The sequence below is a fragment of the Mycobacterium sp. URHB0044 genome (genome assembly GCF_000620625.1).
Taxonomy (GTDB): Bacteria; Actinomycetota; Actinomycetes; order Mycobacteriales; family Mycobacteriaceae; genus Mycobacterium.
In genome coordinates, this window is record NZ_JIAW01000008.1 from 50,193 (window position 1) to 68,981 (window position 18,789).

An 18,789-nucleotide genomic window follows, 5' to 3' on the forward strand; every position below is an offset into this window, starting at 1 on the left:
ACAATCCCGCCAGGGGGCGCACGAACTTCGAACTCACCGGTTGTCTCCCCTAGCCCGACAGATTGAAGTTGCCGTTGGCGCCGTAGATCGACAGCGACACCAGCAGTGTCACTGACACGACGACGATGAGAGAGGTGCGCACCGCGTTGCCGACCGCGACACCCACGCCCGAAGGCCCACCGGTGGCGAAGTAGCCAAAGTATGTGTGCACCAGGAGGATAGCGACGGCCATCAGAATCGCCTGTAGGAACGACCACAACAGGTCGATCGGGTTGAGGAACGTGGCGAAATAGTGGTCGTACAGTCCGCCGGATTGGCCGAACAGCACCACCGTTGTGAACCGGCTGGCCACGAACGACAAGAGCACCGCAACCGAGTACAACGGGGCGATCGCGATCATTCCGGCCACGATCCGCGTGGAGACGAGGTATTCGACGGGTCGGATGCCCATCGACTCCAGGGCGTCGATCTCCTCGTTGATTCGCATCGCTCCGAGTTGCGCGGTGACACCGGCACCGAACGTGGCCGCCAGACCGATGCCGGCGACGACGGGTGCCGAGATGCGCACGTTGATGAACGCGGCCAGGAATCCAGTCAGTGCCTCGATACCGATGTTGCCCAACGAGCTGTAGCCCTGCACCGCCAGCGTGCCGCCGGCGGCCAGGGTGAGGAACCCGACGATCACCACGGTGCCACCGATCATCGCCAATGTCCCTGCACCCATGCTGATTTCGGCGATCAGTCGGATGATCTCTCGCCGGTAGTGAACGGCGGCGTGCGGAGTGCCCGCGAGGGCCTTGGCGTAGAACAGGGTGTGATCGCCCATGCGGCTCAACGTGCCGACCGGCCGGCTCAGCTCCCTGGCAAGACGCGGGTAGGTGACCTTTAGCGTCACGACGCGCTGCCGATCACTGGGCGGTCATTCGGATGCCGATGGCGGTCACGACCACGTTGACGACGAACAGCGCCATGAAGGCGTACACCACGGTCTCGTTCACCGCGTTGCCCACTGCTTTTGCGCCACCGCCGCTGACCGTCAGCCCGCGGTAGCACGCGACCAGTCCGGCGATGAGGCCGAACAGCGCCGCCTTCACGCATGAGATGATCACCTCCGGAACGCCTGTCAGCAAGGTGATGCCGCCGGCGAACGCGCCTGGGTTGACGTCCTGGACGAACACTGAGAAGAAATAGCCACCCAGGATGCCGATGATGCAGACAAGGCCGTTCAGCAGCAACGCGACTAAACCCGAGGCGAGCATCCGGGGCGTCACCAGCCGTTGGACCGGGTTGATGCCCAGCACCTCCATGGCATCGATCTCCTCGCGGATGGTGCGGGACCCGAGGTCTGCGCACATCGCCGTGGCTCCTGCGCCTGCGACGATCAACACCGTGACGAGCGGGCCGACCTGCGTCACCGCCCCGAATGCCGCTCCGGCACCGCTCAAGTCGGCCGCGCCGAGTTCACGAAGGAGGATGTTCAGGACGAAGCTCACCAGCACCGTGAACGGAATCGCCACCAACAACGTCGGCGCTAACGACACCCTCGCCACGAACCACGACTGCTCGACGAACTCCCGCCACTGAAACGGCCGGACGAACACGAACTTCGCTGCGTCCGCTGACATCGCAAACAGTCCACCGATCGCTCGAAGCGGACCTGCGAGGTCTGTTCGGGGCATCAACGCTCCTCCTACTGACGGGTGGACGTCACGGTCGGTGGCGCTCGATCGGCAACACTGGCAGCCACGTGACCCGCGGCAAAGTGAGCGTCCCGCTTAACGGGAGACCACCGCGATCGGCAGCTCGCCCGGTGAGCGGAACAACGCGACCCGCCCGGAAGTCGCCCATGGCAGGCTTGCCCATGCAATTAGCGCACACGATGGAGGTTCTGTGATCGACGATCAGCTACGTGAGATCCGGACACCGGCGGGCGCGCTGCGCTACTACGACACTGGCACCGGGCAGCCGCTACTGTTCCTGCACGGGTCCGGTCCCGGTGTCACCGGCTGGCGGAACTTCCGGGGCATCGTGCCGACGTTTGCGAAGCAGTTCCGTTGTCTCGTCCTCGAATTCCCCGGATTCGGCGTCAGTGACGACTTCGGTGGCCACCCGATGATCACCGCACAGGGCACCGTGGCGCCGTTTCTCGACGCTCTCGGCGTTGATCGCGTGGACATCGTGGGCAACTCGATGGGCGGAAGCGTCGGCATCAGTTTCGCGATCAACCATCGCGACCGCATCGGCAGGTTGGTCACGATCGGCGGCATCGGCACGAACGTGTTCAGCCCCGGACCCAGCGAGGGCATCCGGCTCCTGCAGGAGTTCACCGAGGACCCCACCCGGCAACGGTTGGTCGACTGGTTGCGCTCGATGGTCTACGACGAGTCGTTGGTCACCGATGAGTTGATCGACGAGCGTTGGACGCTCGCGACCGATCCGGAGACATTGGCGGCCGCCCGACGGATGTACGGCAAGGCAGCCTTCGCGCAGATGATGTCCGCGATGAAGGCCGCCGACGTGCCCATGCCGTGGGCACAGATGCACAAGGTGGCTGCCCCGACCCTGCTCACGTGGGGTCGCGACGATCGCGTCAGCCCGCTGGACATGGCGTTGATCCCGATGCGCACCATCCCCAATGCCGAACTGCACGTGTTCCCCAACTGCGGGCATTGGGCGATGATCGAGGCGAAGCAGGCATTCGAGAGCACGGTGCTGGCGTTCCTGACGCGCTGACGCGTCAGGATTGCGATCAGGTCTTCTGGGTCAGGCCGGCGTCGACGACGAGTTGAGTTCCGGTGATGTAGCGGGCTTCGTCCGAGGCCAGGAAGATCACCGCGTTCGCGACATCGACGGGCTCGACCCACGGCACTGGGAGAAGGTTCCGTGCCCGCAGCACCTGCGCGGCATCGTCAGCCGTCGGAGCGTCCAGATCGGGTCGCAGCCGCCTGAATGTCGCCTCGTTGAGCACCATGGCGGTGCCGACCGCACCGGGATGTACGGTGTTGACCCGGATGCCGCGGGGCCCGAGTTCGTTGGCCAGCGTACGAGCCAGGCCCACTACCGCGTGCTTGCTTGCGGTGTAGTGCGCACTGTTGGCAGTGCCGCGTAAACCGTTGGTGGAACTGATGATGACGATCGAACCGCCATCCGCGCCCATGAGGCCGGCGGACGCCTTCACTGTGTGCCACACGCCGGTCAGGTTGATGCCGATGGTGGACTGCCAGTCCTCCTCGGTCAGCTCCCAGGTGGGTGCCCCGGCGGCATGGACGCCGGCATTGGCCACCACGACGTCGAGCCTGCCGAGCTCCGCCACGCCGGTACCGATCGCGATGCTCAGTGCGTCGACATCGCGCACGTCGGCAAGACCGATGACGCACCGCCGGCCGCACTTCTCGACGGCGGCAGCGGTGTCGCGCAAGGCTTCCGCGGCATCGGGTACGTCGAGCGCGATGACGTCGGCACCCTCTTCGGCGAACCGCTCGCAGTGCGTGCGGCCAGTCCCACGGCTCGCACCGGTGACCACCGCGACCTTGTCGATCAGACCCGACATCACGAGGCCTTGATCAGGCTGAAACCCTTGTAACCGGCGGCGGCAACCTCGTCGCAGATGTCGTTGTAGACGGCAAAACCGCCGATGAACAACATGAATCCCCGTGGCTTACCGGGCACGTTGGCACCCATGTACCAGGAGTTGGCCTTGGTGAACAGCGTCGCCTCGGCACGTTGGGAGCATTCGGCGATCCAAGACTCCACAGCCTCCGGGGTGGCCTCGATGGCCGAGTGGCCGTGCTCGTCCATATGGGCGATGGCGGCGGCGATCCAGTTCACGTGCGCCTCGGCGTGCAACACCATATTGGTCAGGACGGCGGGCGCGCCTGGCCCGGATACCACGAACAGGTTGGGGAACCCGTCGATGCCCAGGCCGAGATAGGTCCGCGGACCGTCCCGCCAGTCGTCACGGAGCACCTCTCCCCCGCGTCCGACGATGTCGATCTTGGCCAAGGTGCCGGTCATCGCGTCGAAACCCGTTGCGAGCACGATCATGTCGAGGTCGTAGTGGGCCTCCGTGGTGTTGATTCCTCCCGCGTCGATGGAGACGATCGGGGTCTTGCGCACGCTGACCAGGGTGACGGTGGGTTTGTTGAAGGTCTCGAAGTAGTGGCTGTCGGTGCAGATTCGCTTGGTCCCGATGGGATGGTCGTCGGGTATCAGCAGTTCGACGACCTCCGGGTCGTCGACAATGGCGCGGATCTTCTCCACGTAGAACTTCTTGGCCTCTTCGTTGGCCGTCGGGTCGATCATCTGATCGGGGAATGTCTTGGAGAACAGCACACCGCCCAGCTGCCATCGTCTTTCGAACGCGGCTCGACGTTCTTCGGGCGTGTGCTCCATGGTCGGTTTGGCGGCGGTGATGTGCGGCGACCCGCCGCCGCTGCGCCAGGACAACCGACGGCGCTCGTCGTAGTTGGCCTTGATGTCGGCAACGTCCTCCGGCGTCAGCGTTCGGTTGCCTGCGGGGACGCTGTAGTTGGGCGTGCGTTGAAAGACGTAGAGGTGGGCGGCCTGCTCCGCGATGACCGGGATGGATTGGATGCCTGACGATCCGGTGCCGATCACCGCGATCCGCTTGCCAGTGAAGTCCACGCCGTCGTGCGGCCAGTGCGCGGTGTGGTGCACTTCCCCGGCGAAGGTGTCGAGGCCGTCGAAGTTCGGGGTCATCGCGGCGGACAGTGGGCCCGTAGCCATCACGCAGAACCGGGTATCGATCACCTCGCCCGCATCGGTGGTCACGGTCCAGCGCAAGGTGTCCTCGTCCAGGACGGCGGAGGTGACCCGCGCGTTGAACGTGATGCCGGTGCGTAGGTCCAGCTTGTCGGCGACCCAGTTGACGTAGCGGAGGATTTCGGCCTGGGTGGCGTACTTCTCGGTCCAGGTCCACTCCTGCTGCAGGTCGGCGGAGAAGGAGTAGCAGTAGTCGACGCTTTCGACGTCGCAGCGCGCGCCTGGGTAGCGGTTGAAGTACCAGGTGCCACCGACGTCCGGAGCAGCTTCGAACACCCGTACCGACAGTCCCTGGGAACGCAGCTTGTGCAGCGCGTACAGGCCACCGAAACCGGCACCAACCACGACGACATCGACTTGCTTCTGCGCGGCGCTACTCACGCTGAGCAGGTTAGGGCTGCCACCCCTCGCACCATCGTGGGATTCCCGGTCAACGGACGACCTACCAAGGAAATCCCTCTTACCGGGCGCGGACAGTGCGTCTCGGACCGGCGCCCGGCACCATGCCACACATGTTCGACACGCCGATCCGATCGCGCTCGATGCTGCTCGTCGTGAACGACGTGATCGAGGAAACCGCCGACGCTCGCTCCCTAGTGTTCGGGCTACCCGAGGACCGGCCGGAACGCCTCGCCTATCGGCCGGGCCAGTTCCTGACGCTGCGTATTCCCAGCGACGCGACAGGCTCGGTCGCCAGGTGCTATTCGCTGGCGAGTTCGCCGCACGTCGACCCCGCGCCCAAGGTAACGGTGAAGCGCACGGCAGGCGGATACGGGTCGAACTGGTTGTGCGACAACGTCACCGTAGGAGACCACGTCGAGGTGCTGCCGCCGTCGGGTGCCTTCAGCCCCGGCGAGCTCGATCGCGACTTCCTGCTCTGGGCAGGCGGCAGCGGTATCACGCCGGTGATGTCCATCCTGAAGTCGGCGTTGACCGCGGGCTCGGGCGAGGTGGTGTTGCTCTACGCCAACCGTGACGAGCGTTCGGTCATCTTCGGCGATGAGCTGCGCGCCCTGACCGCCGTTTACCCGCGGCGGCTGTCGGTCATGCACTGGCTGGAGTCGGTGCAGGGTCTGCCGTCAGGCGAACAGCTGGCGGCGTTCGCCGCGCACTACGACGGATTCGAGTCGTACGTGTGCGGTCCGGGACCGTTCATGGCCACCGTGCACGACGCGTTGTCCGCGGCAGGTGTGCCCCGTGGCCACGTCCATGCCGAGGTGTTCAGTTCCCTGGCCGGTGACCCGTTCGACGCTCCAGCCCCGACCCCGGACGACGTTGGCGACGCCGCGACCGTCGAAGTCTCCCTGGACGGTCGGCGCCACACCGTCCGATGGCCGCGCAACCGCAGCCTGGTCGACGCGATGCTAGCGGTGGGCATCGACGTGCCGTACTCCTGCCAGGAAGGTCGGTGCGGGTCGTGTGCGTGCACCGTCGTGGCGGGCCGGGTGGACATGCCGCCCAGTGACATCTTGGGGCCTGACGATCTACAGGCCGGCCTCGTGCTCGGCTGTCAGGCACGGCCTGTGACCGACGAGATCACCATCGAGTTCTGACGCTTCCGAATTGTCGTCCGCTGACCGGGAAGAAACCCCACGGTAACGCGGTCGCAGGGTCCACCATCGAGAAAGACTTGCTACGAAAGGGCAGAGCATGAGCGAGCGGGTACTCGACAGGATCAACGGCATTGCCGACGAACTGCGCGAGCAGGCTTGGGAGGCAGAGCGTCTGGGGCGTTTGCCCGACGAGACCGTCAAGAGCCTCAAGAACGCCGGCTCGATTCGGCTGTTGCAGCCCGAGAAGCACGCCGGGTTCGAGGTGCATCCTCGCGAGTTCGCCGAGACCGTGATGGCGACGGCCGCATTGGACCCAGCGTCGGGATGGATCAACGGCGTGGTCGGCGTGCATCCGTACCAGTTGGCCTACGCCGATCCCCGCGTCGGCGAGGAGGTGTGGGCCGACGACGTCGACACCTGGGTGGCCTCGCCGTACGCGCCGCAGGGCGTGGCCAAGCCGGTCGATGGCGGCTACCTGTTCAACGGACACTGGCAGTTCAGTTCCGGCACGGACCACTGCGACTGGATCATCTTGGGCGCCATGCTCGGCGACGCCGACGGCAAGCCGGTGATGCCGCCGCAGATGTTGCACATGATTTTGCCGCGTAAGGACTACGAGATCGTCGAGGATTCGTGGGACGTAGTTGGTCTGCGCGGCACCGGCTCCAAGGACGTCATCGTCCGCGACGCCTTCGTGCCCGCCTACCGGACGATGGACGCGATCAAGGTCATGGATGGCACGGCGCAGCTTGAGGCCGGCATGACCAAGACGCTCTACCTGATGCCGTGGTCGACGATGTTCCCCCTCGGCATCTCGTCGGCAGTGATCGGCATCGCCGAGGGGGCGCTGGCGGCGCACCTGGACTATCAGCGAGAGCGGGTGGGCGCCAACGGCACTGCGATCAAGGACGACCCCTACGTCATGTACGCCGTCGCGGAGGCGGCCGCCGACATCAATGCGGCCCGTCAGGAACTGCTGGCCAACGTCGACCGCATCTACGACATCGTCGATGCGGGCAAGGAGGTCTCGTTCGAAGACCGGGCGGCCGGCCGCCGTACCCAGGTGCGTGCCGTGTGGCGTGCCGTCGCCGCGGTGGATGCGATCTTCGGTCGCTCGGGCGGCAACGCGATGCGGATGGACAAGCCCTTGCAGCGGTACTGGCGCGACGCGCACACCGGTCTGGCGCATGCCATCCACGTGCCCGGCACCGTGTACCACGCCTCCGCGCTGAGTTCCCTCGGCGTCGATCCGCAGGGTCCGCTGCGAGCGATGATCTGACCATGGCCGACATCACCAGCCTCGGCTACGTCACCGTCGAGTCCGCGAGCATCGATCGCTGGCGCCACTTCGCCTTCGGCGTACTGGGTTTCGCCGAGGGCACCGGCCCCGACCCTGCGGCCCTCTATCTACGGATGGACGAGCGTGCCGCCCGCATCATCGTCACGCCCGGCGAGCGGGATCGTGTGGTGACCGTGGGATGGGAGGTCCGCGATAACCCTGCGCTGGAGCGCGTCAAGACCGCGCTGGACGGGGCCGGAGTTCCGTTCAAGGAATTGGCTCTGGCTGACGCGGACGTACGTCGGGTGGAAGAAGTCATCACGTTCGACGATCCGGCGGGCACCACGGTCGAGGTGTTCCACGGCGCGGTGCTGGACCACAGCCCCGTTGTGACGCCGTTCGGAGCGCGTTTCGTCACGGGCGATCAAGGACTCGGTCACGTCGTCGTGCCCGCCACTGATCCCGGCGGGTTGTACGAGTTCTACACCGAGGTGCTCGGCTTTCGCTCCCGCGGCGCCTTCCGGGTTCCGGTGCCCGCCGAGTTCGGCCCGGTTCGCGTCCGGTTCCTCGGGATCAACGAGCGTCACCACAGCCTGGCGATCTGCCCCGCCGCGCACCAACGCGACCCTGGACTGGTGCATCTGATGGTCGAGGTCGACTCCCTCGACGCCGTCGGGCAGGCGCTGGACCGGGTAAACAAGGACGGCTTCCAGTTGTCGTCGACCCTCGGCCGTCACACCAACGACAAGATGGTGTCGTTCTACGTGCGTGCCCCCGGCGACTGGGACATCGAATTCGGCACCGACGGAATGCGAGTTGACGAAACGCGCTACACCGCAGAGGAAATCACCGCAGACAGTTATTGGGGTCATGCATGGGTGAGCGACCTGCCGGCGGCGATGCGGCCATGACCGACGACGTCACCCCTCTGCCAGCCTCGGCTATCACGTCGTGGGATGACGAAGCCGACGTCGTCATCGCCGGCTACGGCGTGGCGGGCGCGGCAGCGGCCGTCGAAGCGACCCGCGCCGGTGCCGACGTCCTGGTGCTCGAACGCACCGGCTCCTGGGGCGGCGCGGCAGCCATGGCTGGTGGGTTCATCTACCTCGGCGGCGGCACTCCGATTCAAAAGGCCTGCGGGTTCGAGGATTCCACGGACAACATGGCCGCGTTCCTCAACGCCGCCATGGGCCCGGGCGCCGACGAGAACCGGATCGCCGACTACTGCGCGGGCAGCATCGAGCACTTCGACTGGCTGGTCGGCTGCGGTGTCCCCTTCCGCGCGGCGTTCTTCGGCGAGCCGGGCTGGGAACCGATGGGCGACGAAGGCTTGATGTACAGCGGCGGCGAGAACTCGTTCCCGTTCAACACCATCGCCGACCCCGCACCGCGGGGCCACGTGCCCCAGATGTCGAACAAGAAGCAGGGCGAGGCCAGTGCCGGCTTCATGCTGATGAAGCCTCTCGTCGACACCGCCACCGCCGCCGGGGCGCGTGCTCTGTACGACGTGCGGGTGCAACGACTCGTCGTCGAGTCCGACGGCAGGGTCGTCGGACTCGTGGGGCGTCGATACGGGACCGAGGTCGCCATCCATGCCCGCCGCGGCGTGGTGCTGGCGACCGGCAGCTTCGCCTACAACGACGCGATGGTGGCCCAGTACGCCCCACGGATCGCGGGACGGCCGGCCGCGTCGATCGAACAGCACGACGGTCGCGCGATCCGGATGGCCCAGGCCCTCGGCGCGGACCTCGCACACATGGATGCCACCGAGGTGGCGATCTTCATCGACCCGCAGCAGTTGGTACGCGGCATCCTGGTCAACGGGCGCGGCCAGCGTTACGTCGCGGAGGACACCTATCCGGGCCGGGTCGGGCAGCTCACCCTCTATCACCAGGACAACACCGCATACCTCATCGTCGACGACGACGCCCAGCAGGAGGCCATGGCGTCGCTGTCACCGCAGATGATGATGCGCCCGCCGACCTGGGTGTGCGACACGGTCGCCGACCTGGAGACGGAGATCGGTCTTCCAACCGGGTCGCTTCAGGCGACGGTGTCTGCATACAACGACGGCGCCGCCCACGGCGAGGACCCGTTGCTGCACAAGAAGCCGCAGTGGCTCAGGCCCCTCGTCTCACCGTTTGGTGCCATCGACCTGCGCGAATCCACCGGCGGCTTCACCCTCGGCGGCCTGCTAACCAGCCTCGACGCCGAGGTTCTGCACGTCAGCGGTGAACCGGTTCCCGGGCTTTACGCCGCGGGGCGTTCCACTGCGGGGCTGGCCGCATGGGGTTACGCCAGCGGTATCTCGTTGGGTGACGGCAGCTTCTACGGCCGCCGCGCGGGACGTTCGGCCGCCAAGGGCTGACTGCCTCCGTCCACACCGGCCGCACGCGTGGCGTGCGGCCGGTCTTCGCATGCGTCGAGCGCCCTGGAACACATTCGCTCAGCCAAGTGACAACAGCCACATCAATATGGTACAAACAGGCATATTCCTATTAGGAATATGTCCTATTCGAAACGATGACCTTGGAGGCGCCTCATGACGGAGCTCGAGACGAACACCGTCGAATCGACCACCCCCAGCGCGGTCATCGACAGGGTGTCGCTGGTACTCGACGCCTTCGAGGGGCCCGGGCGGCTGACCTTGGCGCAGATCGTCCGCCGCACGGGCTTGCCGCGCTCCTCGGCGCACCGGATGCTCGAACGCCTGGTGGCACTGCGTTGGCTGCGCCGCACCGGACGTGACTATGAACTCGGCATGCGACTAGTCGAACTTGGTTCACTCGCCGTGCACCAGGATCGGATGCACAAGGCAGCAATCCCCCTGCTGCACGAATTGCACCGTGCCACCGGCCTCGTCGTGCACCTGGCGATCCTCGACGGCTCCGACGTGGTGTACCTCGACAAGGTCGGCGACCGGATGATGGCGGCGCTGCCGACCCGCGTCGGCGGCAGACAACCGGCCCACTGCACGGCCGTCGGCAAGGCCATCCTGGCCTACCGGGGTCATGCAGCGGAGGTGGTCGGCACCGGACTGCTGACCCGAAAGACCAAGTACTCCCTCAGCACCGCCGCACAACTCGGCACCGAACTCGACAGGGTCCGCTCCCACGGCGTGGCCTTCGACCGTGAAGAGTCCGTCGCCGGATTCGGTTGTGTCGCAGCGCCGATCGGCGGCCCCGGCGATGCGGCCGCAGCGATTTCCGTGTGCGGGCCGATGAGCCGCATGCAGTTCGACCAGCGACTCGCAGCCCCGGTGCGGATGGCAGCGATGGGCATCTGGCGCAACGTCGACGACGGCCCTCAGCGGGTCGCTCCCACCCTGCAGCAGATGCGTCCGCTGCGTCTGGGACCCAATGCCCGGCCCACGTCGTCGCCGCAGACGGCGGCCCTGCAGTACGCGTGAGCCTCGATCCCCAGATCGCCGACCTGATCGACGCGCTGGACGCGGGGTTTCCACGCGTGCACACCATGTCAGGTGCTCTAGCCAGAGCGACGATCCGGTCTCGGTACGTCTCCCCCGCTCAACCCGAGGTGGTCGATGAAGTCCGTGACATCGCCATCCCCGGCGTCGGCGGCGACCTCAACGTCCGGATCTACCGCCCGGCGGGCTCGTCCGGCGGCGCGTTGCCGATTCTGGTCTACGCCCACGGCGGCGGATTCGTCTTCTGCGATCTCGACAGCCATGACGGGCTATGCCGCAACCTCGCGAATCGCCTTGGGGCCGTGGTCCTCTCGGTGGCTTACCGGCTGGCGCCGGAAAGCACCTGGCCGGCGGCGGCGAACGACCTCTATGCCGCCGTGCAGTGGGCCGCGGCGAATGCCGACGCCCTCGGTGGCGATCCGACGCGGATCGCGGCCGGCGGGGACAGTGCCGGAGGAAACCTGGCCGCAGTGACCTCGCTCATGGCCCGCGATCGCAACGGCCCGTCGATCGCAGCGCAGCTCTTGCTCTACCCGGTAATCTCCGCCGACTTCACTACCGACTCCTACCGACTATTCGGCAAGGGGTTCTACAACCCGATCGAAGCGATGCGGTGGTACTGGGATCAGTACGTGCCGACGGTCGCCGATCGGGATCACCCGTACGCGAACCCGTTGAACGCGACGCTAGACGGTCTTCCGCCGGCCGTGATCGTGATCGCAGGGCATGACCCGCTACGCGACGACGGCAGCCTCTACGCCGACGCGCTGGAATCGGCGGGGGTGCCAGTGACGCGTTGCCACTACGAGGGCGGCATCCATGGCTTCATGACGATGCCGATGTTCGACATCGCTCACCGCGCCCGCGCCGAGGCGTGCGGCGCGTTGGCGCGCATGCTGGGTCGGACACTGCGCTGATCGGAAGCACCGAAGGTGCTGTGCCGTAGCGGTGTTCGGGGTCCGGCACACAGCGCGTTCGCCTCGCCAGATTAGAGACACCCAAATACGTGTTCTTGGTCGACGCGCTCCCCAAGAATCCCAGCGGCAAGCTACCTAAGCGAGACCTGCGCACCCGACTCGCCAAGCCGCAGACTGTATCCCGCTGACCGGGCCCGCGTGTGCCGCAAACCGCAACACCATTGTTGACTCGACGTCATGAGTACCGAGACCAGCCTGTCCGAGGTTCAGGAGGATGCCGACGCCTCGGTTCTCTTTGCGCAGTACAGCACGGCGGCGGCATCGAGCACGTAATGAGCGACTCACGCGACACGTTCGGCGGCGGGGTCGCCGTCATCACCGGCGCCGGCGCCGGAATCGGTGCCGGACTGGCCCGTCATGCCAGTCGGCTCGGCATGACGGTGGTCCTGGCCGATGTCGACGCGTCCGCGATCGCCGTACTGCGCGACGAACTGCTGGCCGGTGGTAGCCGAGCCATCGCCGTGGTGTGCGACGTCCGCGATCCCGACGCCGTCCAGGAACTGGCCGACCGCACCTATCGCGACGTCGGTCCCGTGCGGCTCCTGGTGAACAACGCCGGTGTCGAACAGTTCGGCTATCTGTGGGACACGCCTGTCGCCAACTGGAACCGCGTGATGGACGTCAACGTCAGCGGTGTCTTCCACGGCGTTCGGGCGTTTTTGCCGAAGATGATCGCCGCGGCCGAACCGGCGTGGGTGTGGAACCTGTCGTCGATCGGCGGCGTCGCCACCGTCCCCCTGCAGGCGCCCTACATCGTCAGCAAGCACGCGGTACTCGCGCTCACCGAATGCCTGCGCGTGGAGGTCGAACTCGCCGGCCACGACGATCACGTCCACGTTCAGGCGGTGCTGCCAGGCCCTGTCGTATCCAACATCTTCGAGACTGCAGGTGGCGTCGACGACACCGCCAGTGATGCGAAGGCCGCCGAGGCACAGCGCGAGGCCATGGTCGACATCAAGGCCGCCGCCATGGATCCCCTCGCCGCGGCCGAGGTGATCTTCCAAGAGTCGGCAGATGGCAGGTTCTATCTGCTGACCCAACCCGAGTACGTCGGTTCGGCGATGTCGGAGCGCGCCGCGGTTCTGACCTCACAGCAGCCACCTCAGCTGCGCACCAAACCACGATTTGACGCGGCACGGCACTAGTTTCGGGGCATCCGTACACCCTCCAACGTCCATGGCGGCAGCAGACATTGGCGATTGGGCCAGCGCAGCCACGGTTAATGCGACGCTCGCGAGCGCCGCCTTCAATGTGCCTCTCATATCCGGGCGCTGGTGGTGTCGTCGACCACGACCAGCTCGCCCCGCCGGACCGCGTCGGCGATGGAATCCCCCAGCGCCGAACAGGCCAGAAACAGGTTGCGTTCACCGTGGCCCGCCAGCTTCAGCGCGTCGCGCCGTTCCTCGCACCGCCCCGACGCCGCCGCATTCCATTGCACGCTGGTCTGGTCCCAGCTGCTCTTGCGGGCAAGAACCCCTGCCCCGCACCGCCGGCACGCAACCGGCACCATCGGCCCGTCGTCGAGACGGTTGTCGGGGCGCACGGTCATTCCAGGGGTCCGGACGCGCGCGCCGCGAGGTTCGCGTTCACTTCGCCCATCCACTGCTCGCGAGGTCGGGTGGTGTCGATCTCGAACTCGAAGCGGTCCACCATGTCGGGCGCCACGTCTTCGACGTCGACGTAGAACTGCTCATACCAGCGGCGCAGCTGATAGACGGGGCCGTCCTCCTCGACGAGCAGCGGATTGTCGATGCGCGCCTTGTTCTTCCAGATGACCACGTCCTGCTCGAACCCCATCTTGACCCAGTCGCCCAGAGCGACGGCCGTCTGCATCGCGGCATCCTCGGACAAGTCCGGGGACTTCTTGACGATGATCCCGTATTGCAATACGAAGGAATTCGCGTCGATCGGATAGTGACAGTTCAGCAGAACCGTCTTTTGATCGCCCTGCTCGAAGTGATACGTCAGGTCGTCGATCATGAACGACGGTCCCCAATAGGACGCGACCGAGGTAGTACCCAGCATTTGCGGTGCTCCCTCTGGAGAGGGCAGGTCCGGGCGGGCGCCGCCGTTCATGTACTGGGTCGCAACATGGCCCTCGAAGATGTTCTTGAAGTGCGTAGGCAGCGAACCGTGGATGTAGAAGAAGTGCGCCATGTCCACGACGTTGTCGATGATCTCGCGGCAATTGGTGTTGACGATCGTCGTGTACCAATGCCAGTCCGTCCATTCGGAACTCATCGCCCCCTCGATTCGGGGAATCGTCACGTCCGCCGGTGGTGGTTGCCGCTCGGGGTCGTTCCATACGAACAACATGCCGTCCTGTTCGAGGGTGACCCACGTCGCGGTCCGAGCGATCCGCGGCACTCGTCGGCTGTAGGGAACGTTCTTGCACCGGCCGTCGCCACCCCACCGCCAGTCGTGAAACGGGCAGGCGATCTCGTTGCCCTTCACTTCTCCCTGCGACAGGTCCCCACCCATGTGGCGGCAATAGGCGTCCAGCACGTTGATCCGGCCGTCCTCGCTGCGGAAGACCACCAACCTCTCGCCGAATGCGTCGACTGCATGCGGAGTGCCGTCACCGAAGTCCCTCGTCAGACCGAGGCAGTGCCATCCGCGGGCGAATCTGGCCGGTGCCGCCTCAGCCTCGATCAGCCGGACTTCATCGACATTCGACTGCAGGGTCATCGGGAACCGTCCTTGAATCGTGGTGGTCTGGTCGATGCTTCGATTCAATCCCCGATGATGCTCCTCCGGTGGTGCTTGTTCCGCTGACTAGGAGAAACCACTCACAACATGGGCCGCCCGCCTTACCGTCGTGACTGTGACCGCCCACACCACCATCCCCGTAGGCATTCCAGTCGGTGACACCACAGTCGATCTGCTCGTGGTCGGATCCGGCACGGGAATGGCGGCCGCGCTCGCCGCCCACGAACTCGGACTATCGGTCCTGATCGTCGAAAAGTCCTCCTACGTCGGCGGTTCCACTGCGCGGTCGGGTGGTGCGTTGTGGTTACCAGCATCGCCGGTGATCCGCGACGGCGGCGGCGAGGACACCGTCGAGCGCGCCGGGACGTACCTGAGCTCGGTGGTCGACGGAACGGCACCGCCGCAGCGATCCGCGGCATTCCTCGAGCACCTGACCAAAACGGTCGAGATGCTGCGGCGCACCACGCCGATGAGGCTGTTCTGGGCCAGGGAGTACTCCGACTACCACCCCGAGGCACCCGGCGGGACGGCGTTCGGGCGCACCTGCGAATGTCGGCCCTTGAACACCTCCATCCTCGGTGCGTACCGGGCGAAGCTACGGCCCGGCCTCATGGAGGCCGCCATTCCCATGCCGACCACGGGTGCCGACTACCGCTGGATGAACCTGGTGGCCAGGGTTCCACGCAAGGGCGTTCCGACGATCGCCAAGCGACTCGCCCAAGGCGTCGGCGGCCTGCTGCTGGGCCGACGCTATGCCGCAGGCGGACAGGCACTCGCGGCGGGCATGTTCGCGGGCGTGCTGTCGGCGGGCATCCCGGTCTGGACCGAGACGTCACTGATCAGGCTGACCACCGATGGTCAGCGTGTCGGCGGCGCCGTCGTCGACCACGACGGTGTGCAGGTAATGATCACCGCGCGCCGTGGAGTGGTCCTCGCGGCCGGTGGCTTCGACCACGACATGGACATGCGGTGGAAGTTTCAGTCCGAGTCGCTGGGCGGCAACCTCAGCCTCGGCGCCGAGACCAACACCGGCGACGCGATACGCATCGCGCAAGAACATGGTGCCGGTACCGGCCTGATGGATCAGGCGTGGTGGTTCCCCGCGGTGGCACCACTGCCCGACCGCGCGCCCGCGGTGATGCTGGCCGAACGATCGCTTCCCGGCTCGTTGATCATCGACCAGGAAGGTGACCGCTTCACCAATGAATCGTCTGATTACATGTCGTTCGGCCAGCGCGTGCTCGAACGCGAGAGGTCCGGCCATCCCATCGAATCGATGTGGATCGTGTTCGACCAGCAATACCGCAACAGCTATGTCTTCGCCGCCGAACTGTTCCCGCGCATGTCGATCCCCCAGGCGTGGTACGACGCCGGAATCGCCTGTCGCGCGGACACATTCACTGACCTGGCCACCGCGATGGGAGTGCCGTCGAAACGTTTCTTGATGACTCTGAAGCGGTTCAACGAGGCGTCCCACGCCGGAATCGACGCCGATTACCACCGCGGCGAAAGCGCCTACGACCGGTACTACGGCGACCCGACCATCACCCCGAACCCGAATCTCAGACCGCTGGCCAAGGGGCCGTTCTACGCGGTGAAGATGGTTCTGAGCGACCTCGGCACCTGCGGTGGGCTATTGGCCGACGACCGCGCCCGCGTTCTGCGCGAGGACGGCAGTTGCGTCGAGGGTCTCTACGCGATCGGCAACACCGCGGCGAACGCCTTCGGCGCCACCTACCCCGGTGCGGGCGCGACGATCGCGCAGGGTTTGGTGTACGGATACATCGCCGCGCAGGACGCGGCCGGCCGTCGGTGACGAATCACGGCGACCGGGTCACTCCTCGCGACGGGCGTCGACTTGCTTCTCCACCTCGCGCCAGTAACCGGGCGTGGACCGTGGCATTCCCGCGGTCCCCTTCACCGCCTTCTTGAGAACCGCGTCCGCCTCGTCGATGTCCTTCATCAGTTCCAGCGCGAACTCCCGCTCGGCCGCATAGTATTTCGCCGCCCAGCGCAGCGTGATCACGGAGTACGCCCACGCCGGCTGCGCCTCGGCCCCTTCGGCGTCCTCGACCGCGCGCCGATGCTGAGCATCGACATAGGCGAGGTGCTCCCGGAGTAGTTCCTTGAGCCGGGTTGGATTGCTGAGGTGGCCGAAGGTGATCCGCAACAGGACGCTGTGCTTGAGCATTGGTGGATCGACCGGGGCGTTGTTGGTCCACTCGACCGCTGCGTCGATTCCAGCAGGTGTGATCCGGTACAGCCGGCGTGTGCGGGTGCCCTCGTCGCGTTCCACCCGCGACGTCACCAGGCCGAGCCCCTCGAGCTTCTTCAGCTCCGTGTAGATCTGACTGTAGGAAGGACTCCAATAGTAGAAGCCGACACTCCAGTCCATCCACTTCTTGAGGTCGTAGCCGCTGACTTCCTCTTCGTACGACATCATGCCGAGCAGCGTCCAGCTGGTACCGGCGAGCGTGGGCTTCGCCGCCTGGTCGCCTCCGTCCATTTCGCCAGCCTAACAACCTGGTCAGCCGATGTGGTTGCGCCGGCCACTGGCCGGGACGGCGGGTTGCGGCTAGCGCGAGCGATCCGCAGGCTCAAACGGACAACCACCACGGAGATCCAATGACTGCAATCAGCACCACCGACCCCGATTCCGCCTCGATGCGTTCGGTCCTCGGCCACTTCTGCACCGGCGTCACCGCGATCACCGGTCACGACGGAGCCCGACCGATCGGGTTCACCTGCCAGTCGGTGACGTCGGCGTCGCTGGCGCCGCCATACGTGTCGTTCTGCCCGGCTTCCACGTCAACGAGTTGGCCGGGGATCCGCTCGACGGGGCGGATGTGCATCAACGTGCTGGCCGATGATCAACGCGAACTGTGCATGCGATTCGCCACTAGCGGCGGCGACAAGTTCGCCGAAATCGGTTGGTACGAAGCGACGAATGGCACTCCGGCACTCGATGGAGCGTTGGCTACCATCGAAGCCGACCTGGAGTTCGAACACGTGGCAGGCGACCACACGATCGTCGTCGCCCGCGTCACCGCGCTACACGCACATCCCGAGCGCCGGCCGCTGTTGTTCTATCGCGGTGGCTTCGGAGGGTTCGAAACGCGGGACTGAACAGCTCCTACCGTTGCGTGCTGCCCGCGTCGACGGGAAGGGTGACAGCGGTGATGTAACGGGCTTCGTCGGACCCCAGGAACAAACAGGCGTTGGCCACGTCGATCGCCTCGACCCACGGGATCGACAGCATGTTCATCGCACACGCGGATTCGGCGAACTCGTCGCGTGTGGGTGGGCGGTCGAGATCGGGACGAAAGGCGCGGCTGACGACGTCGTTCTGGATCATCGGGGTGTCGACGTTGGTGGGGTGGACGGAGTTGACCCGAATATTGTGCGGGGCAAGCTCGTTGGCCAAGGTGCGCATCAGCCCTACGACACCGTGTTTGGCGGCCGTGTAGTGCCCGACACCGACCAGGCCGCGCAGACCGGCGATCGAACTGATCAGGATCACCGATCCGCCGCCACTGGCGATCAAGTGTGGCGCGGTTGCCTTGACGGTATGCCACACGCCGGTCAGGTTGACGTCCAGCATGGTCTGCCAAACCGCCTCGTCCATCTCGACTGTTGCACCGCGGGAGGTGATCCCGGCCGTCGCACACACCGCGTGCAGGCCACCGAACCGCTCGACACCCCGGTCTGCGGCTGCCCGCAGAGCATCGAAGTCCCGGACATCGACGACTTCACTGACGATCCGGCCGCCCGCTGCGCCGACCAGCCGTGCCGTCTCATCGAGGTCCGCCGGTGTCGACGGCGGAATGACCACCGTGTCAACGGCGCCGCACACGTCGAGTGCGATGACGTCGCAACCCTCCTCGGCGAAGCGAACCGCCTGCGCGCGCCCGATCCCCCGTGCCGCACCGGTGATCAGTGCGACCTTCCCCTCGAGACGTCCAGCCATTGGGCCATCGTGCCGCGGGCGATTACGAGCGACAACACACCTTCCTGCTGAGTGGAAAACCCGCCGGCTTCAGTGCGTCCGTTCACCCCGGCGCG

Annotated in this window: 18 protein-coding genes; 10 read left to right on the forward strand and 8 right to left on the reverse strand. The window is 66.0% G+C overall.

Annotated features, from left to right (window positions below; translation table 11 throughout):
• Positions 1–49: 49 nt before the first annotated feature.
• Together N536_RS0117800 and N536_RS0117805 are read right to left on the reverse strand one after the other, a co-directional pair.
• The gene (locus N536_RS0117800) at positions 50–826 is read right to left on the reverse strand and encodes an ABC transporter permease (RefSeq protein ID WP_369798443.1); all 777 of its coding nucleotides are present in this window, start codon (positions 824–826) and stop codon (positions 50–52) included.
• Positions 827–908: 82 nt separating this feature from the next.
• Complete coding sequence (locus tag N536_RS0117805; RefSeq protein ID WP_036436819.1) at positions 909–1,679, reverse strand: ABC transporter permease; 771 nt, start codon at positions 1,677–1,679, stop codon at positions 909–911.
• 214 nt (positions 1,680–1,893) lie between these two features.
• On the opposite strand from N536_RS0117805, the gene N536_RS0117810 reads away from it, so the two are divergent.
• Positions 1,894–2,733: an alpha/beta fold hydrolase gene (locus tag N536_RS0117810; protein WP_081809273.1), complete on the forward strand. Its 840-nt coding sequence runs from the start codon at positions 1,894–1,896 to the stop codon at positions 2,731–2,733.
• 16 nt (positions 2,734–2,749) lie between these two features.
• Here N536_RS0117810 and N536_RS0117815 read toward each other — a convergent pair whose 3' ends face one another.
• Positions 2,750–3,550 carry a mycofactocin-coupled SDR family oxidoreductase gene (locus N536_RS0117815; RefSeq protein WP_029114843.1) on the reverse strand — a complete coding sequence of 267 codons (801 nt, stop codon included), beginning with the start codon at positions 3,548–3,550 and terminating at the stop codon, positions 2,750–2,752.
• Positions 3,550–5,172: an NAD(P)/FAD-dependent oxidoreductase gene (locus N536_RS0117820; protein WP_036436907.1), complete on the reverse strand. Its 1,623-nt coding sequence runs from the start codon at positions 5,170–5,172 to the stop codon at positions 3,550–3,552. The genes N536_RS0117815 and N536_RS0117820 overlap by 1 nt, the downstream gene beginning before the upstream one ends.
• A gap of 122 nt (positions 5,173–5,294) precedes the next feature.
• Between N536_RS0117820 and N536_RS0117825 the strand changes: the two genes are divergently transcribed.
• The 7 genes from N536_RS0117825 to N536_RS0117860 all read left to right on the forward strand — a co-directional run bounded on the left by N536_RS0117825 (position 5,295) and on the right by N536_RS0117860 (position 13,163).
• A complete protein-coding gene (locus N536_RS0117825; RefSeq protein ID WP_155948634.1) occupies positions 5,295–6,335 on the forward strand; it encodes a ferredoxin--NADP reductase in 1,041 nt (346 codons plus the stop codon).
• 97 nt (positions 6,336–6,432) lie between these two features.
• Positions 6,433–7,614: an acyl-CoA dehydrogenase family protein gene (locus N536_RS0117830; RefSeq protein WP_029114846.1), complete on the forward strand. Its 1,182-nt coding sequence runs from the start codon at positions 6,433–6,435 to the stop codon at positions 7,612–7,614.
• 2 nt (positions 7,615–7,616) lie between these two features.
• The gene (gene bphC, locus N536_RS0117835; RefSeq protein WP_029114847.1) at positions 7,617–8,525 is read left to right on the forward strand and encodes a biphenyl-2,3-diol 1,2-dioxygenase; all 909 of its coding nucleotides are present in this window, start codon (positions 7,617–7,619) and stop codon (positions 8,523–8,525) included.
• Positions 8,522–9,982, forward strand: coding sequence for an FAD-dependent oxidoreductase (locus N536_RS0117840; protein ID WP_029114848.1), 1,461 nt, complete (start codon positions 8,522–8,524; stop codon positions 9,980–9,982). Before bphC ends, N536_RS0117840 begins: the two co-directional genes overlap by 4 nt.
• 174 nt (positions 9,983–10,156) lie before the next feature.
• On the forward strand, positions 10,157–11,023 hold the full coding sequence (locus tag N536_RS0117845) for an IclR family transcriptional regulator (RefSeq protein ID WP_029114849.1): 867 nt from the start codon (positions 10,157–10,159) through the stop codon (positions 11,021–11,023).
• On the forward strand, positions 11,020–11,958 hold the full coding sequence (locus tag N536_RS0117850) for an alpha/beta hydrolase (protein WP_029114850.1): 939 nt from the start codon (positions 11,020–11,022) through the stop codon (positions 11,956–11,958). Before N536_RS0117845 ends, N536_RS0117850 begins: the two co-directional genes overlap by 4 nt.
• A gap of 332 nt (positions 11,959–12,290) precedes the next feature.
• Entirely contained in the window at positions 12,291–13,163 is an 873-nt protein-coding gene (locus N536_RS0117860; RefSeq protein WP_029114851.1) for an SDR family NAD(P)-dependent oxidoreductase, read from the forward strand.
• Positions 13,164–13,276: 113 nt separating this feature from the next.
• On the opposite strand, the gene N536_RS0117865 is transcribed toward N536_RS0117860, so the two are convergent.
• Together N536_RS0117865 and N536_RS0117870 are read right to left on the reverse strand one after the other, a co-directional pair.
• Positions 13,277–13,567, reverse strand: a complete 291-nt coding sequence (locus N536_RS0117865) for a hypothetical protein (RefSeq protein ID WP_029114852.1) — start codon at positions 13,565–13,567, stop codon at positions 13,277–13,279.
• Positions 13,564–14,706 (reverse strand): Rieske 2Fe-2S domain-containing protein, encoded by a 1,143-nt coding sequence (locus tag N536_RS0117870; RefSeq protein WP_029114853.1) that lies wholly within the window; start codon positions 14,704–14,706, stop codon positions 13,564–13,566. Before N536_RS0117870 ends, N536_RS0117865 begins: the two co-directional genes overlap by 4 nt.
• A 136-nt stretch (positions 14,707–14,842) precedes the next feature.
• Here N536_RS0117870 and N536_RS38780 point away from each other — a divergent pair, with 136 nt between their 5' ends.
• Positions 14,843–16,543, forward strand: a complete 1,701-nt coding sequence (locus N536_RS38780) for a 3-ketosteroid-delta-1-dehydrogenase (RefSeq protein WP_369798438.1) — start codon at positions 14,843–14,845, stop codon at positions 16,541–16,543.
• Positions 16,544–16,561: 18 nt separating this feature from the next.
• Here N536_RS38780 and N536_RS0117880 read toward each other — a convergent pair whose 3' ends face one another.
• Positions 16,562–17,233 carry a PadR family transcriptional regulator gene (locus N536_RS0117880; protein WP_029114854.1) on the reverse strand — a complete coding sequence of 224 codons (672 nt, stop codon included), beginning with the start codon at positions 17,231–17,233 and terminating at the stop codon, positions 16,562–16,564.
• A 119-nt stretch (positions 17,234–17,352) separates the two neighbouring features.
• Between N536_RS0117880 and N536_RS0117885 the strand changes: the two genes are divergently transcribed.
• A complete protein-coding gene (locus N536_RS0117885) occupies positions 17,353–17,853 on the forward strand; it encodes a flavin reductase family protein (protein WP_036436823.1) in 501 nt (166 codons plus the stop codon).
• A 7-nt stretch (positions 17,854–17,860) separates the two neighbouring features.
• On the opposite strand, the gene N536_RS0117890 is transcribed toward N536_RS0117885, so the two are convergent.
• Entirely contained in the window at positions 17,861–18,694 is an 834-nt protein-coding gene (locus N536_RS0117890) for a mycofactocin-coupled SDR family oxidoreductase (RefSeq protein WP_029114856.1), read from the reverse strand.
• Between the last annotated feature and the right edge of the window lie 95 nt (positions 18,695–18,789).